This window comes from Microbulbifer yueqingensis, assembly GCF_900100355.1.
GTDB lineage: Bacteria > Pseudomonadota > Gammaproteobacteria > Pseudomonadales > Cellvibrionaceae > Microbulbifer > Microbulbifer yueqingensis.
Map to the genome: position 1 here is coordinate 795,844 of NZ_FNFH01000001.1, position 14,320 is coordinate 810,163.

General features: G+C 63.2%; 11 protein-coding genes. 7 read left to right on the forward strand and 4 right to left on the reverse strand.

Going from position 1 to position 14,320, the window contains the following annotated elements:
* Nucleotides 1-8: 8 nt before the first annotated feature.
* Nucleotides 9-986, reverse strand: a complete 978-nt coding sequence (locus BLT26_RS03495) for a YbgA family protein (RefSeq protein WP_091508323.1) — start codon at nucleotides 984-986, stop codon at nucleotides 9-11.
* 156 nt (nucleotides 987-1,142) lie between these two features.
* Between BLT26_RS03495 and ydiJ the strand changes: the two genes are divergently transcribed.
* From ydiJ to BLT26_RS03510, 3 genes are all read left to right on the forward strand, one after another.
* Nucleotides 1,143-4,202: a D-2-hydroxyglutarate dehydrogenase YdiJ gene (ydiJ, locus tag BLT26_RS03500; protein WP_091508326.1), complete on the forward strand. Its 3,060-nt coding sequence runs from the start codon at nucleotides 1,143-1,145 to the stop codon at nucleotides 4,200-4,202.
* A 66-nt stretch (nucleotides 4,203-4,268) separates the two neighbouring features.
* On the forward strand, nucleotides 4,269-4,949 hold the full coding sequence (locus BLT26_RS03505) for a tetratricopeptide repeat protein (RefSeq protein ID WP_091508330.1): 681 nt from the start codon (nucleotides 4,269-4,271) through the stop codon (nucleotides 4,947-4,949).
* Nucleotides 4,950-5,433: 484 nt separating this feature from the next.
* Entirely contained in the window at nucleotides 5,434-5,844 is a 411-nt protein-coding gene (locus BLT26_RS03510; RefSeq protein ID WP_245720563.1) for a 3D domain-containing protein, read from the forward strand.
* Nucleotides 5,845-5,982: 138 nt separating this feature from the next.
* Here the strand turns inward: BLT26_RS03510 and BLT26_RS03515 are convergent, their stop codons facing one another.
* Together BLT26_RS03515 and BLT26_RS03520 are read right to left on the reverse strand one after the other, a co-directional pair.
* Complete coding sequence (locus BLT26_RS03515) at nucleotides 5,983-6,528, reverse strand: hypothetical protein (protein ID WP_139169379.1); 546 nt, start codon at nucleotides 6,526-6,528, stop codon at nucleotides 5,983-5,985.
* A 440-nt stretch (nucleotides 6,529-6,968) separates the two neighbouring features.
* On the reverse strand, nucleotides 6,969-7,223 hold the full coding sequence (locus tag BLT26_RS03520) for a baseplate wedge protein 53 (protein ID WP_091508337.1): 255 nt from the start codon (nucleotides 7,221-7,223) through the stop codon (nucleotides 6,969-6,971).
* Nucleotides 7,224-7,454: 231 nt separating this feature from the next.
* On the opposite strand from BLT26_RS03520, the gene trhO reads away from it, so the two are divergent.
* The gene (trhO, locus tag BLT26_RS03525; RefSeq protein WP_091508340.1) at nucleotides 7,455-8,456 is read left to right on the forward strand and encodes an oxygen-dependent tRNA uridine(34) hydroxylase TrhO; all 1,002 of its coding nucleotides are present in this window, start codon (nucleotides 7,455-7,457) and stop codon (nucleotides 8,454-8,456) included.
* A 389-nt stretch (nucleotides 8,457-8,845) separates the two neighbouring features.
* Nucleotides 8,846-9,751: a hypothetical protein gene (locus tag BLT26_RS03530; RefSeq protein ID WP_091508403.1), complete on the forward strand. Its 906-nt coding sequence runs from the start codon at nucleotides 8,846-8,848 to the stop codon at nucleotides 9,749-9,751.
* A 37-nt stretch (nucleotides 9,752-9,788) separates the two neighbouring features.
* Here BLT26_RS03530 and apbC read toward each other — a convergent pair whose 3' ends face one another.
* Nucleotides 9,789-10,967 (reverse strand): iron-sulfur cluster carrier protein ApbC, encoded by a 1,179-nt coding sequence (gene apbC / locus BLT26_RS03535; protein ID WP_091508408.1) that lies wholly within the window; start codon nucleotides 10,965-10,967, stop codon nucleotides 9,789-9,791.
* Between the two features lie 200 nt (nucleotides 10,968-11,167).
* On the opposite strand from apbC, the gene metG reads away from it, so the two are divergent.
* The gene (metG, locus tag BLT26_RS03540) at nucleotides 11,168-13,195 is read left to right on the forward strand and encodes a methionine--tRNA ligase (RefSeq protein WP_091508818.1); all 2,028 of its coding nucleotides are present in this window, start codon (nucleotides 11,168-11,170) and stop codon (nucleotides 13,193-13,195) included.
* A gap of 118 nt (nucleotides 13,196-13,313) precedes the next feature.
* On the forward strand, nucleotides 13,314-14,246 hold the full coding sequence (locus BLT26_RS03545; RefSeq protein ID WP_091508412.1) for a D-2-hydroxyacid dehydrogenase: 933 nt from the start codon (nucleotides 13,314-13,316) through the stop codon (nucleotides 14,244-14,246).
* Nucleotides 14,247-14,320: the final 74 nt, after the last annotated feature.

Sequence of the window (14,320 nt, forward strand, 5' to 3'; positions counted from 1 at the left end):
CATTCGGTTCAGTGGAAGTCGCACAAACCCATCTCCGCCGGTTCCGCCGCCAGCAATAGCTGGCTGTGAATAAAGTGGTGGGGACTGCGCGGCAGGTAGTGACGCAGGAGGGTAAGCACTGCGGAAGCCGGCTTGAGCCCGACCCGGTAATCCTCGATCAGGCGGGTCAGCTCGGCTTTCTCCTCCCGGCTGAGGAACTCCTTCAGGTGTCCCTGCACGTGCATCAGTGCATTGGTGCGGTCCTTGCGGCTGGCCATATGGGCAAGGATCGCCATGATGCGGCCCCGGACTTCGAAGGCGAATTCCCGCGGCTCGTACGCCTTGCTGTCGGCGATGAACTGCCCGAGCTCACGTGTCTGCTGCTGGTGGTGGGCCAGCAACAGGTACTTGTAGGCGGTATAGAACTCGATGATCCTGGCCGTGCGCGGGTCCTCCTCCACGTAACGAAACCAGGCGTCGTAGGCGAATACCCGGGTAAGGAAGTTCTCGCGAATCTCACTGTTGTTCAGCCTGCCCGCCTCCTCCATTGGCAGGTGCGGGAAATGCTCACGCACGCGGGCGGCGAACATACCCACCCCGTCGCTGTCGTGGCTGTGGCCATTGGGCAGGTAACGCCGCACACCCCGCAGGCCACAACTCGGTGAGTTCTGCATGAATATGTATCCTCGTACCTGCTGCAGCTCGGGTGCCACACTGTCGGCATAATCACGCAGGGGAACGGTGACATCCAGGTCCTCGTCCACCACCCCCTTAACCCTTACCTCCGCGTCCGGAGACGGATCACTCTTGACCAGCCGGATGGGGTCGCGGGGCACACCGAGGCCAATGGCCACCTCCGGGCACAGCGGCACATACTCGAAACAGCGCCCCAGCAACTGGGTACAGACGCGACTGTGCTTGTGGCCGGCGTTGTAGCGCACCGCGTCGCCCATGACACACTGGCTAATACCGACGGGAATCTTCTGGGTGAGCAGCTCTATGTTCATCTTGGGTTATACACGTTGTGAATCTGTACAAGATTTATAGCGTTAACCGCGAACTTGTACAACATAATTTTTTGTACATGCAGGTCCCCCAGACGGTTGCGCTGGCAGGTGTCGCGGCTACAATGCTTTTCCCTCCCGAGAGCCACGGATGAAGTCATGATCCCAGCACTGCGCGAAATCGATGAGGTACAGGTCCTCTACCTGCAGTATCTGCAAGCCCTCGCAGATGCAGGCTTTCGCGGCGACACCAGCCCGAGCTATGCCAGCCGCACCGTACTGGCCACAGACAATTCCATCTACCAGGTGCTGCCCCAGGCGGTGGTTTACCCGCGGGACACCCGTGACCTGCAACTGCTGGCAGAGCTTGCCGAACGGGAGGAATTCCACCAGGTGGTACTGTCCGCCCGCGGGGGCGGCACCGGCACCAACGGCCAGTCACTGACCGACGGCATCGTGGTGGACATCTCGCGGCACATGAACCGCATCCTGGAGATCAACGCCGAAGAGCGCTGGGTGCGGGTGCAGGCGGGCGTGGTGAAGGACCAGTTGAACGCCGCCCTGGCGCCCCACGGCCTGTTCTTCGCGCCGGAGCTCTCCACCAGCAACCGCGCCACCATCGGCGGCATGATCAACACCGATGCCTCGGGCCAGGGCTCCTGCGTCTATGGCAAGACCCGTGACCACGTGCTGGACCTGACCACCGTGCTGATGGGCGGGGAGCTGCTGCAGTCCCGCCCGGTAAATAATGAAGAACTGGAGCAGCTGCGTGCACGCGAGGACCGCACCGGTGCCGTGCACCGCCTGTGCGACGATATTGCCCGTGAAAAGGCGGAACTGATCGAGCAGAAGTTCCCCAGGCTGAACCGCTGCCTGACCGGTTACGACCTGGCTCACCTGCGCGAGGAAGCGCAGGAGCCGGGCGGGGACACAAGCTTCAACCTCAACAGTGTCCTGTGTGGCTCCGAGGGCACCCTTGGCTTTATCGCCGAGGCGCGCCTCAATGTGCTGCCCATCCCGGCCTGCGTGGCGCTGGTCAATCTCAAATACGACAATTTCCAGGATGCCCTGCGCGACGCCAGCGACCTGATGGGCGCCGGTCCCACCTCCATCGAGACCGTCGACAGCAAGGTGCTGCAGCTGGCAATGGAGGATATCGTCTGGCACAGCGTCAGCGAGTTCTTCCCCAGCGACGACCGCGCGGTCAGGGGTATCAACCTGGTCGAATACACTGCCGATTCCGAGGAGGAGCTGGAGGAGGCGCTGGCGCGCTTCACTACCCGCATCGACAATGCCATCGGTGAGAGCGGCAAGAGTTTCGGCTACTCCATTGCCCGTGGACACGGCGAGGTGAACCGTATCTGGGCCATGCGCAAGCGGGCCGTCGGCCTGCTCGGCAACGCAGAGGGGGAGCGGCGCCCCATCCCGTTTGTCGAGGACACCTGCGTGCCGCCCGAGCACCTGGCGGAATTTATCGCCGAGTTTCGCGCCGTCCTCGACGAGGCCGGGCTCGATTACGGCATGTTCGGCCATGTGGACGCGGGCGTATTGCACGTGCGCCCCGCGATCGACATGAAGGACCCCGAGCAGGCGGCGCAGATCCGGTCGATCACCGACAGGGTGGTTGCCCTGACGAAGAAATACCACGGCCTGCTGTGGGGCGAGCACGGCAAGGGCGTGCGTTCCGAGTACGCCCCGGAATTCTTCGGTGAACTCTATCCCGAGCTGCAACGGGTCAAGGCCGCCTTTGACCCGCGCAACCAGCTGAACCCGGGCAAGATTGCCACCCCCGGTCCCGCTGCCGGCCTGCTCAGGATCGACGGTGTCCCCACCCGCGGCGAGCACGACCGGCAGATCCCCGTGCAGGCGTGGGAGGGCTACAGCGAAGGCGTCTACTGCAACGGCAACGGCGCCTGCTTCAACTGGGACCCGGACTCCGCCATGTGTCCGTCCTACAAGGCCACGCGTGAACGGATCCACTCCCCCAAGGGCCGCGCGTCGCTCATGCGCGAATGGCTGCGGCTCCTGAGTGCGCGCGACGTGGACGCCGTGGAGGCGGCGCGCAAGTTTCGGGAACAGTCCTTTTTCGTCGGCCTGCCGGGGCGCATCAAGAACACCCTGGCCAGGGCGCGCGGCGAGTACGACTTCAACCACGAAGTCAACGAGGCCATGCAGGGTTGCCTCGGATGCAAGTCCTGTGTCGGCCAGTGCCCCATCAAGGTGGACGTACCGGAGTTCCGCTCCAAGTTCCTCGAGCTCTACTACAGCCGCTACCTGCGCCCGCTCAGGGACTACTTTGTCGGCGGGCTGGAGTTCGTCATGCCGCACCTGGCCCGGGTGCCCGGCCTCTACAACTGGCCGCTGAAACTGCCCCCGGTACGCTGGTTGCTCGAGCGCGGCCTGGGACTGTGCGACAGCCCCTCCCTGGCCCGCAGGAGCCTGGAGAGCTCGATGGCGGATCTGGGGGTCCCCTATGCCAGCAGGGCGACACTGGAAGCACTGGGTCCGGCCCAGCGCGAGCGCGCGGTGATCATCGTGCAGGACGCATTCACCAGCTATTTCGAGGCAGATGTGGTAGCCGACGCCCTGCGCCTGCTGCGCCAACTGGATTTCTTCCCGCTGGTGGCGCCGTTCAAGGCCAACGGCAAACCCCTGCACGTGCACGGCTTCATGCGCCAGTTCCGGCGCGTCGCGGCCGCCAACAGCGAAATGCTTGCAGAGCTGGCGGGCAGCGGCATCGCGCTGGTGGGCGTGGACCCGTCCATGACGCTCACCTATCGCGCCGAGTACCGCAAGTTACTGGGTGACCAGGCGCCACAGGTAAAGCTGTTGCAGGAGTGGCTGGCGGGCCAGCGCGACCACCTCGCCACACAGAGGGCGCGGGTGCGCCCGGCCAGCTTCCGCCTGCTGCCCCACTGCAGCGAGCAGACCAATGCCGCCCCGTCCCTGGGCGACTGGCGCGACATCTTCGACGCCCTGGGCCTGGAACTGGAGACCCAGAGCCTCGGCTGTTGCGGCATGGCCGGTACCTACGGCCACGAGACGAACCACAGGGAGACCTCGCGGGTGATCTTCCAGCAGTCCTGGGCCCCGCGGCTGGCGGGCGAGACCGGGGACCTGCTGGCCAGCGGTTATTCCTGCCGCTGCCAGGCCCGCCGCTTCGCGGGAGTAAACCTCCGCCACCCACTGCAGGGACTGCTGGCACAATTGCAGAAATAGGAGTTTACTAGGGGAAATGGCCCGGGATTCGGGCCAGGCCACCATATCAACCGGGACGCGACCGAGATGTACCGACTGCTGATCACCCTGCTGCTGGGGGCGCTCCTGGCGGGCGCAGCCGCACCGGGGGAGCCGCCCTCGGTAGAGGCACTGATCGACTCCGCTGAAGAGTATGCCCTCGAGGGGGACTTCGACTCCGCCCTGCCGATCTACGAGAAGGCCATTTCCACCCTGGGCCGCGAGCCGCGCCGGCAGCACGCCCTGCGCTACCGCTACGGCATCATCCTGAACGCCCTGGGGGCGCAACAGGACCCCGCAACCTTCTATCCTCTGGCGCGGGCCCAGTTCGCCGCGGTGCTCGATTACCTGGAGAGCGGCGGCGAGCTGGAGCATTCAGAAGCGCGTGTCAGCTCGGCGCTGGCCCACACCTACCACCAGCAGGCCCCCCACGCCGGGAACCCGCGGCACCAGACCGACATGCTGCGCCGTGCCTATCACCTGTACAGTGACGCCGCCCTCGGCCTGGCCAGCGACGGGGAGTGGCACAACCTGGCCATTACCTATTTCAACATTGGCCAGGTGTGCGAGTGGCAGGGCAACCTGGAAGAGGCGATCGAATGGCTGGAAAAGGCGGTCGAGCTGGATCTACGCCACGGTTTCCCCGACCTGCAGGAGGACCGGGCCTACCTCTATGCCCTCCGCGAACAGGTGAATCCCCCCGCCAGGGCCACCACCACCGCCCTCTGACCAACAGGTCTCACCCCCATGCGCCGGGCATACGGACCCAGGGCCTTCGCACAGGGTGGTGGTGGACCGCCAGTCGCAAATAATTTTTCCAGAATATTCTCCTGAACGAGTCATTGTTAGGAGAGACATTCCGCTCACTTTTTAACCGACCACTAGCATGACATCGCTGTCTTGCGCGCCCACATCGATGGCAACTGTGTACTAGAACTGCCTGATTTATCTGGTCATCAATTCACTCAAAAAGAATTTGTAGGAATTTCATTTGCCAAACCGGCAATTAAAAACAACGAAATCTCAATAACAGCGCTGACATAGAGACCGTTCGACACCGATCAAGAAATGAGCAGAAATATTTGATTCAGGGCCAGCAACCCGTAATATAGCCGCCACTGATTAAATATTAATCAGTTATTTCCAAACCAACTTGGAAATGCCACATAGCCCTCAGGGCATGTGACCAATTGATTCCTGGAGGTAACGGGACATGATGAAACAGACTCTGCGCAATTCAGTACTTTTTATGATCGCCATCCTGGTGGCATCTGTGAGCCTGAATGCATCAGCCGCCGTTAAGAAAGAAAAGACCATGGTCGTTGATGCCACCGCTTACAACTCGGTGCCCGGCCAGACAGATGACGACCCGTGGGTAGCGGCCTGGAACAACCGCCTGCGCCCCGGACAGAAAGTGATCGCAGTGTCCCGGGATCTCGAGAAGCACGGCCTGACCAACGGCGCCAAGGTTAAAATCGAGGGCCTGCCCGGCACCTACACCGTGCGCGACCGTATGAACAAGCGTTTCAAGAACCGTATCGACGTGTGGATGGAAAAAGACATCAAGAAAGCCCGCAGCTGGGGCAAGAAAAAGCTGAAGATCGTCTTCAAGCCGGTCAAGTAAGCGACTGATCCACGCTACCAGACAATATTAAATGACCGCGGCACCAACCGCGGCCCTGAACGCCCCGCCTCTGCGGGGCTTTTTTATGCCTTCTCGCCAGCACCTGCGACCGGCTTCCCGGCGATCGGCCTCCCCTGTTTACGGCTCTGTTTCAGCATCGATGCCGGGAAGTTCCCGGCAATCGGCGTGCCCCGTATGCAACCTGCCCGGCTGGCGCCCCTCGTTATAGCGCTCTTCCATGCCGCCATCGCGGAATACGATAAGGAATTCATCCTTTTGCCAGTCACCCTCCACACGGTACTCGCTCAGCCACAGCAACGCGGCCTGCCCCTCATAGCACTGCCCGTAGAAAAGCCGCGTCTTCTCCACCAGCTCCTCGCTGAGGTAATCGCGGTAGTCACCGGGATAGGTGTAGCGCTCCGGCGTGGCCGGGGATTCCCGGCCCGCACTCACCCGCTTGTCTCGCGGCGAGATCCGGTGGAGATAGATCGAGGTATTCTCGTCGCAGGCGATACAGCTCCGCCCGGCGATAACCGCAAATGCACCCAGCTCCGCAACGAGGCGCGCCTCTGCCAGGCCGGTTTCCAGCGTCCGCCCGCTCGAGAGCTGCACCTCTACCGCCCGGGCGGGGCCGGGTGCAGACAGGATCAGGGCAAATAAAACGGGAATTAACGGATACTTCAACAGGAACAACGCTCTCTGCTATCGGGCGGGCGACCGAAACCTGTAATCCATTCCTCTCCTGGTGGCCCGGGAAAAGCAAGCCACCGCTGTGGCGCGAATCCCTTCTATTGATTAACCATAGCAGGCGAGGCGGGAATTTCCCGCCAGGAGCGGCGGGCAAGCGGGCAAGCGACGCAGTTACCGAAAGCGACGGGCGCAAACACGCGTGGGGTTACAGGTGGGGGGGCTGGCGGCAGGCCAGCTCGCCAGGCTGGAAGTTGGGGCACCGGAAGGCTCCAATCCGTGAAGCTTCGCGGTACCCCGCGATTGGGTTGTGCGCTGTCACACTTTTGCGAATCCCTGCCCATAAAACCTTAGCAGGGAAATCGGCGACCCGCACAAGGCTACAGGTCACGGAGGGGAGCCGCGGCCCCGGCCCGCCGGGGGAGCCTTCCGGGCGCTCAGCTCTGCTCTTCCTCAACCGGCCCGACAAAGGTGGCGATCCCCTCCTCGCGCAACGCGTCCAGGGCTTCCTCCAGGGCTTCCTTCTCCGTGTCGAAGGAATCCTCCCACACGGTGGAATTGTCATTGTCATCGACAATTTCCAGTAACCAGCCGCCTTCGCCATCCTCGTAAATATCGATATGGACGCTCAACCCGTCCTCGCTGTAAGTCTGGCTCAGTTCTGACTCACGGGGTTCAAACTCTTCTTCCATGGGATGCCTCACTTCGGGCCGGTAATTCAGGTCGCCGCACTGTGACAACTCGTGGCCAATCGGTCAATCAAAATCGTCCGCCGCGACGCGTTAGCGCCAGGAAAACTGCCCATTAAATGTACGACAAACGCCCCTGCCTGCGTTAAAATGCGCGGCGATTTTTACCCCCGGCACCGGCCGGGATGTCATTTTGCCCCGGATTTACGCTCCGGCCCGCAAAGAGGAAAACCCATGCCCCAGTACGTAGTCTGTGCGCTGTATAAATTCGTCACCCTGGACGACTTCGAATCCCTGCGCGACCCCCTGCTCGATGTCATGCTGAAACACCGCGTGCGCGGCACCCTGCTGTTGGCCCGCGAGGGCATCAACGGCACCGTGGCCGGCTCCCGCGAGGCCATCGACGCCCTGCTCGCCCACCTGCAGAGCGATCCGCGCCTGGCAGAGCTGGATTACAAGGAATCCTATACCGATAACGCGCCCTTCCGCCGCAGCAAGGTCAAGCTGAAGCGCGAGATCGTGACCATGGGAGTAGAGGGTATCGACCCGCGCAAGACAGTCGGCACCTATGTGAAACCGGCCGACTGGAATGCACTGATCAGCGACCCCGAAGTGGTGCTGATCGACACCCGCAACGACTATGAGTACCAGGTGGGCACCTTCGAGAACGCGGTCAACCCCGGGACCGAGAGCTTCCGGGAATTCCCGCAGTACGTTAAGGAAAACCTGGACCCCGGGAAGCACAAGAAAGTGGCCATGTTCTGTACCGGTGGCATCCGCTGCGAAAAGTCCACCGCCTACCTGAAGGAACAGGGGTTTGAAGAGGTCTACCACCTGCAGGGCGGAATCCTCAAGTACCTGGAGGAGGTGCCGAAGGAAGAGACCAGGTGGCAGGGCGAGTGCTTCGTCTTCGACGACCGGGTGACCGTCAACCACGATCTCGAGCGGGGCGAGTACCAGCAGTGCAACGCCTGCCGGATGCCGGTGACAGAGGAAGAGATGCAGTCACCCAAGTTCGAGCAGGGCGTCAGCTGCCCGCACTGCTTCGACAGGGTATCCGACGCCGATCGCGCGCGCTTCCGCGAACGGGAAAAGCAGATCCAGCTGGCCAGGCAGCGCGGCGAGGAGCACATCGGCCACGATGCCCGTGAGACCACTGCCGAGCGCCGCCGCCGCAAGCAGGCGCTGCGTCAGCAGCAGGCCGAGCAGGCGAAGCAGCAGGCCACCAACGGCTGATTGCGTGCCCACCTCCTGTCGCCCCGCGTGGGCGGCAGGCTTTCGACCCCCTCTGACGGTTAGATCAACACCCTTTCCTGCCCCGTTTTACTTGCCTGTCCCCGCCGGCATCCCGCCCATGCGTCAGGGGGGAGAACCGTGCTATTTTCCGCTTGCACAGGTTTAGCAAAGTAAATTCGAAATATAAGACTGGTGGTCGCGCACTCCCGCCGGCCAGCGGTCCTGTGCGCACCTGTTCCCACTATCAAGCTGTGACAACCAGGGTGGCCGGCATCCCGGTGGGCCTGTATCCCGAGACTGAGATGCCGGCATTTCGCCCCAACCCGCGCCTTCTCCGGTCATGCATCGGCATGCCGGGCCGAGGGGGCACTTTTTCAAGGAGAGAAAAAATGCAGCTTCAACACAACCTGATCTGCACCTGGTTCCTCAGCCTGCTGGTCCTGTCCGTTCCGGCCAGTGCCACGGAGAAAGAGCCGGGAGGATTCGTCGATATCGTCACCCGGGAGTACACCATCGAGGGTCCGAAATCGCTGGGCCTCGGGTGGCACAACTTCCGCTTCAGGAACCAGGGCGGGCAGGCCCATTTCGTATCCATTTACAAGATGAGCGAGGGCAAGGACCTGGAGGACCAGCTGGCCGAGGTGGCGCCGGTATTCGACCCGCTGATGAACGGCCTGCGCAGTGGTGAGCTCACCAAGGCCGATATCGGTCCCTTCCTGCAGGAGCACCTGCCGCCCTGGGGACTGCAGATGGGGCATGTGGGTGGCCCCGGCCTGATGGCCCCGGGCAAGACATCCCACACGGCGATCAGGTTCGACGAGCCGGGCATCTACCTGATGGAATGCTACGTCAAGGGACCGGACGGTAACTGGCATACCATGATGGGGATGCTCAAGCAGCTCGAGATTACCGGCAACCGGAGTGCTGGCATCGAACCGCAAGCCACCAGTAAGGTCGCGGTAAGCAACAGTGGCATAGAGGCGCCCGGGACGCTCACGGCCGGCAAACAGACCTTCCGCATCGACTTCCTTGAGGCGCCCCCCGGTCCCTTCCCGTTCGACGTGCATATCGCGCGGCTGGAAGAAGACACTGATATGGACAGGGTGGTGCACTGGATGGACTGGACCAATGTCGGCGGCCTGCGTGCGCCGGCGCCGGTAGAGTTTCTTGGCGGTATGGAGCATATGCAGGCCGGGCGCCACGGCTATGTCACCGTAGACCTGGACCCGGGTCAGTACCTGTGGATCTCCCGCACCAACGCGGCCCGGATGCAGGCCCGCTTCACCGTCAAATAGGCAGACGCCGCTCAGGCCCCGCACTCCGGTGCGGGGCTCAGCCGATCTCGATCTCCGGCGTGCTGCCCTCCTCTGCATGCAACCAGATTTCTGCGCTCGCGCGCCGCGCGATCTCGCGATAGTGCTGGGCCACCTCGCCGTCCGGGTCGGACACTACGCTAGGCAGCCCGCGGTCGGTGCCCTCGCGGATCGACATCGCCAGCGGCAGCTGGCCCAGCAGGCCGGTATCGTAGCTGGCGGCGATGCGCTCCCCGCCGCCACTGCCGAACACCGGCTCGGTGTGGCCACAGTTCGAACAGGTGTGCAGCGACATGTTCTCGACGATCCCCAGCACCGGCACATCCACCTTGCGGAACATCTCCACCCCCTTGATGGCGTCCTTGAGGGCCAGGTCCTGGGGTGTGGTAACGATCACCGCCCCGGCAAGCGTGGCCTTCTGGGCCAGGGTCAGCTGGATATCCCCGGTGCCCGGTGGCATGTCGACCACCAGGTAATCGAGCTCCTCACCCTCACCACACCATAGGGTCTGGGTGAGGATCTGGTTCAACGCGCCGCTGGCCATGGGGCCGCGCCAGACCGCCGGGGTTTCCTCGGTCATCAGGTAGCCAATGGACATGGTCTTCAGGCCGTGGGCCTCTACCGGCAGGAAGAACTTCTGGTCGCGCACCTCCGGCCGCGCATCCTCGGTGCCGAGCATGGTGGGCAGGCTGGGGCCGTAAATATCCGCATCCAGCAGGCCCACCCGCGCACCCTCGGCGGCCAGGGCCAGGGCCAGGTTGACGGCGGTGGTGGACTTGCCGACGCCGCCCTTGCCCGACGCCACCGCGACAATATTCTTCACCCCGCGCATGTGGGCGGGCACCTCGCCAGCCTCAGTGGCGGGGATGTCGCTGAAGAGTTCAAACTGCAGGGCCGCTTTTCCCAGTGGCCCCCCGCGCAGCGTGGGCATGCAGGCCTCGCGCACGCGCTCGTGCCAGTCTTCCTGGAGGGTGGCACAGGGGTACCCCAGGGTCACCCCCACATAGACGGTATCCCCTTCGTAGCCGACCTCGATATCCGCGTCCAGCTCATCCAGTATGCGTCCCGTACCCGGGTCATGGAGGCTTCCCAGGCATTCTGCCAGCCGTTCAAGCTCGCCCTGCACCTCAGGCGGCAGCTCTGCGTGTTCGTGCTCGTGGCCGTGTTCGCTCACCTTCTTCCCTCTTTTCGGTAGCATTGGTCAGTTCGCCTGCATTGTGGCGGATGGGCGGGCCCAGCGCCACAGCTACGGCGAAGCTCCCATGGACGGGGAGCCTGCGGCCTCCCCGCAGGGCGCTATATCTGCTATATTCGCCGGTCTTTTTACGGTGGTCGCACCACGACCGGATACCGCCGCCAGTCCCCAGCGAACCAGCAACCCTGCAGATGGAAAAACCGATGTCAGACAAGCGCAACATCCTTGTTACCAGCGCACTGCCCTACGCCAATGGCTCCCTGCACCTGGGCCATATCCTGGAATACATCCAGACCGACATCTGGGCGCGCTTCCAGCGCGCCCGCGGCCACGACTGCCTCTATATGTGCGCCGACGATGCCCACGGCACCGCCATCATGCTGAAGGCGGAACAGCTAGGCCTGACACCGGAACAGCACATCGCCAACATGCAGGCAGAGCACGAACGGGATTTCGCCGACTTCCTGATCGGCGTGGACAACTACCACTCCACCCACTCGGAAGAGAACCGCGAGCTATCGGCGATGATTTACCAGCGCCTGCGGGACAACGGCCATATCGCCACACGCACCATCACCCAGGCCTTCGACCCGGAGAAGCAGCTGTTCCTGGCGGACCGCTATATCAAGGGCACCTGCCCGCGCTGCAAGGCGCCGGACCAGTATGGCGACAACTGCGAGGCCTGCGGGGCAACCTACAGCCCCACCGAGCTGATCGACCCGGTATCCGCCATCTCCGGCGCCACCCCGGTCGAGAAGGAATCCGAGCACTTCTTCTTCACCCTGCCGGAGTTCACCGGTTTCCTGAAGGAGTGGACCCGCTCCGGAACCCTGCAGGACGAGGTGGCCAACAAGCTGGCCGAGTGGCTGGATGAGGGACTGCAACAGTGGGATATCTCCCGCGACGCACCCTACTTCGGCTTCGAGATCCCGGACGCACCGGGCAAGTATTTCTACGTGTGGCTGGACGCGCCGATAGGCTACATGGCCAGCCTGAAGAATTACTGCGACGCGAGGGGGCTCGACTGGCAGGAGTACTGGAAGAAGGACAGCACCGCCGAGGTGTATCACTTCATCGGCAAGGACATCGTCAACTTCCACGCGCTCTTCTGGCCGTCCATGCTGGATTCCGCCGATTTCCGCACGCCGACAAAAGTGTGCGTGCACGGCTTCCTGACCGTAAACGGCAAGAAGATGTCCAAGTCCCGCGGCACTTTCATCAACGCGCGCAATTACCTCGACCACCTGCACCCGGAATACCTGCGCTACTACTTCGCCGCCAAGCTGACCGGCGGCGTCGACGACCTGGACCTGAACCTGGAGGACTTTATTGCCCGGGTGAACTCCGACCTGGTGGGCAAGGTGGTCAACATCGCCTCGCGCACCGCCAAGTTCGTGAGCAAGGCCGGCGGGGAGCTGGCGGGCGAGCTGGCGGACGAGACCCTGTGGAGCCGGTTCGTCGAGGCCGCACCGCGCATTGCCGACTTTTATGAGGGCCGGGAATACGCCCGCGCCATGCGCGAGATCATGGCCCTGGCTGACGCCGCCAATGCCTGGATCGCCGACAAGGCGCCCTGGTCGCTGGCGAAAGAGGAAGGAAAGGAAGCCGAGGTGCTGGCTATCTGCTCCCAGGGCGTCAACATGTTCCGCGCCCTGATCACCTGGCTGGCGCCGGTGCTGCCGGAAACCGCGATAAAGGCCGAGGCCTTCCTGGGCGTGAAGCTGGAGTGGCATTCCGCTACCAGGCCGCTGGTCGGCCACGCCATCAACAAATTCAAGCCAATGATGCAGCGCGTGGAGCAGAAGCAGGTGGATGCGGTCCTGGAGGCCGCCAGGGAATCCCTGGCCCAGCTGCAGGCGGAAACCAGGCCGCTGAGCGGCCCGCTCGCGGACGACCCCATCGCCGACGAAATCCAGTTCGACGATTTCGCCAGGGTGGACCTGCGCATCGCCCTGATTGCCAACGCCGAGCATGTCGAGGGCGCCGGCAAGCTGCTGAAACTGACCCTGGACCTGGGCGGCGAGACCCGCCAGGTGTTCGCCGGCATCAAGAGTGCCTACAAGCCCGAAGACCTGGTGGGCAAACACACCGTTATGGTGGCCAACCTGGCGCCGCGCAAGATGCGCTTCGGGGTGAGCGAGGGCATGGTGCTGGCCGCCGGCCCAGGCGGCAAGGACCTGTGGATCCTCGAGCCCCACGAGGGTGCCCAGCCCGGCATGCGTGTGATGTAACAACAGGAATCCGTAGGAGCGGCCCATGGCCGCGATCACTATTGGCTAATGTCCCGGGGTGGTCGCGGCCATGGGCCGCTCCTACAAAAAACCCTTCCAACTGACAGGGACGACTAGAATGCGCGGCGTTTTCCTCGATACGCTCACCATAAAACCCGGAGAGCTGGATACCTCCGGGCTGGAGGCGAGCCTGGATCACTGGGATTTTTACGAGACCACCGGGCCGGGACAGGTGGCAGAGCGCATTGCCGAGGCAGACGTTGTCATCACCAACAAAGTGGTGCTGGACCGGGAGCTGATCGAAAACGCCCCCAACCTGCAGCTAATCTGTGTCTGCGCCACCGGCACCAACAATATCGACCAGGCCGCTGCCGAAGAGCGCGGTATCCCGGTACGCAACGTGTCCGGCTATGCCAGTGCCTCGGTACCGCAACACGCCCTGGCCCTCATCCTGGGCCTGGCCACCCGCTGGCACCAGTACCACCACGATGTCATGGCCGGGCGCTGGAGTGATTCACCAGTTTTCTGCATGCTCGATTACCCGGTGATGGAACTGGCGGGCAAGAAACTTGGCATCATAGGCTACGGCGACCTGGGCCGGAAAACCGCCGACCTCTGCCGCGCGCTGGGGATGCAAATCCTGGTGGCGGAGTCCTTTACCGGTGAAGACAAAGAGGGCCGCGTACCGCTGCCCCAGCTGCTGGCGGAATCCGACGTGGTCAGCCTGCACTGCCCCCTGACCGACGCAACAGAGAAGCTCGTCAACGGCAAATTCCTCGCCGCCATGAAGCCCGGTGCGCTGCTGGTCAACACTGCCCGCGGCGGCCTGGTGGACGAACAGGCCCTGGCCGAGGCCCTGAAAACCGGCCACCTGGGGGGCGCCGCCCTGGATGTGCTTAGCGAAGAGCCGCCCCCTGCCGATCATCCGCTGCTGGCGGGCGACATCCCCAACCTGGTCGTCACTCCCCACATGGCCTGGATCAGCCGCGAGAGCCGGCAGCGCCTGCTGGACGGTGTAGTGGCGAATATTCGCGAGTGGCAGTCCCGCTAGGTCCCGCGAATACCCGAACCGCGACTTCGCCAAACGTGGACGCCCGGACACTCTCCGCTGTGGTTTTCGGTCGT

Excerpts from the sequence above, each read along its gene's own strand:
- BLT26_RS03495 (WP_091508323.1), bottom strand. The coding sequence starts at position 986 with ATGAACATAGAGCTGCTCACCCAGAAGATTCCCGTCGGTATTAGCCAG.
- BLT26_RS03505 (WP_091508330.1), top strand. The coding sequence starts at position 4,269 with ATGTACCGACTGCTGATCACCCTGCTGCTGGGGGCGCTCCTGGCGGGC.
- BLT26_RS03510 (WP_245720563.1), top strand. The coding sequence starts at position 5,434 with ATGATGAAACAGACTCTGCGCAATTCAGTACTTTTTATGATCGCCATC.
- trhO (WP_091508340.1), top strand. The coding sequence starts at position 7,455 with ATGCCCCAGTACGTAGTCTGTGCGCTGTATAAATTCGTCACCCTGGAC.
- ydiJ (WP_091508326.1), top strand. The coding sequence starts at position 1,143 with ATGATCCCAGCACTGCGCGAAATCGATGAGGTACAGGTCCTCTACCTG.
- BLT26_RS03530 (WP_091508403.1), top strand. The coding sequence starts at position 8,846 with ATGCAGCTTCAACACAACCTGATCTGCACCTGGTTCCTCAGCCTGCTG.
- metG (WP_091508818.1), top strand. The coding sequence starts at position 11,168 with ATGTCAGACAAGCGCAACATCCTTGTTACCAGCGCACTGCCCTACGCC.
- BLT26_RS03545 (WP_091508412.1), top strand. The coding sequence starts at position 13,314 with ATGCGCGGCGTTTTCCTCGATACGCTCACCATAAAACCCGGAGAGCTG.
- BLT26_RS03520 (WP_091508337.1), bottom strand. The coding sequence starts at position 7,223 with ATGGAAGAAGAGTTTGAACCCCGTGAGTCAGAACTGAGCCAGACTTAC.
- apbC (WP_091508408.1), bottom strand. The coding sequence starts at position 10,967 with ATGCTACCGAAAAGAGGGAAGAAGGTGAGCGAACACGGCCACGAGCAC.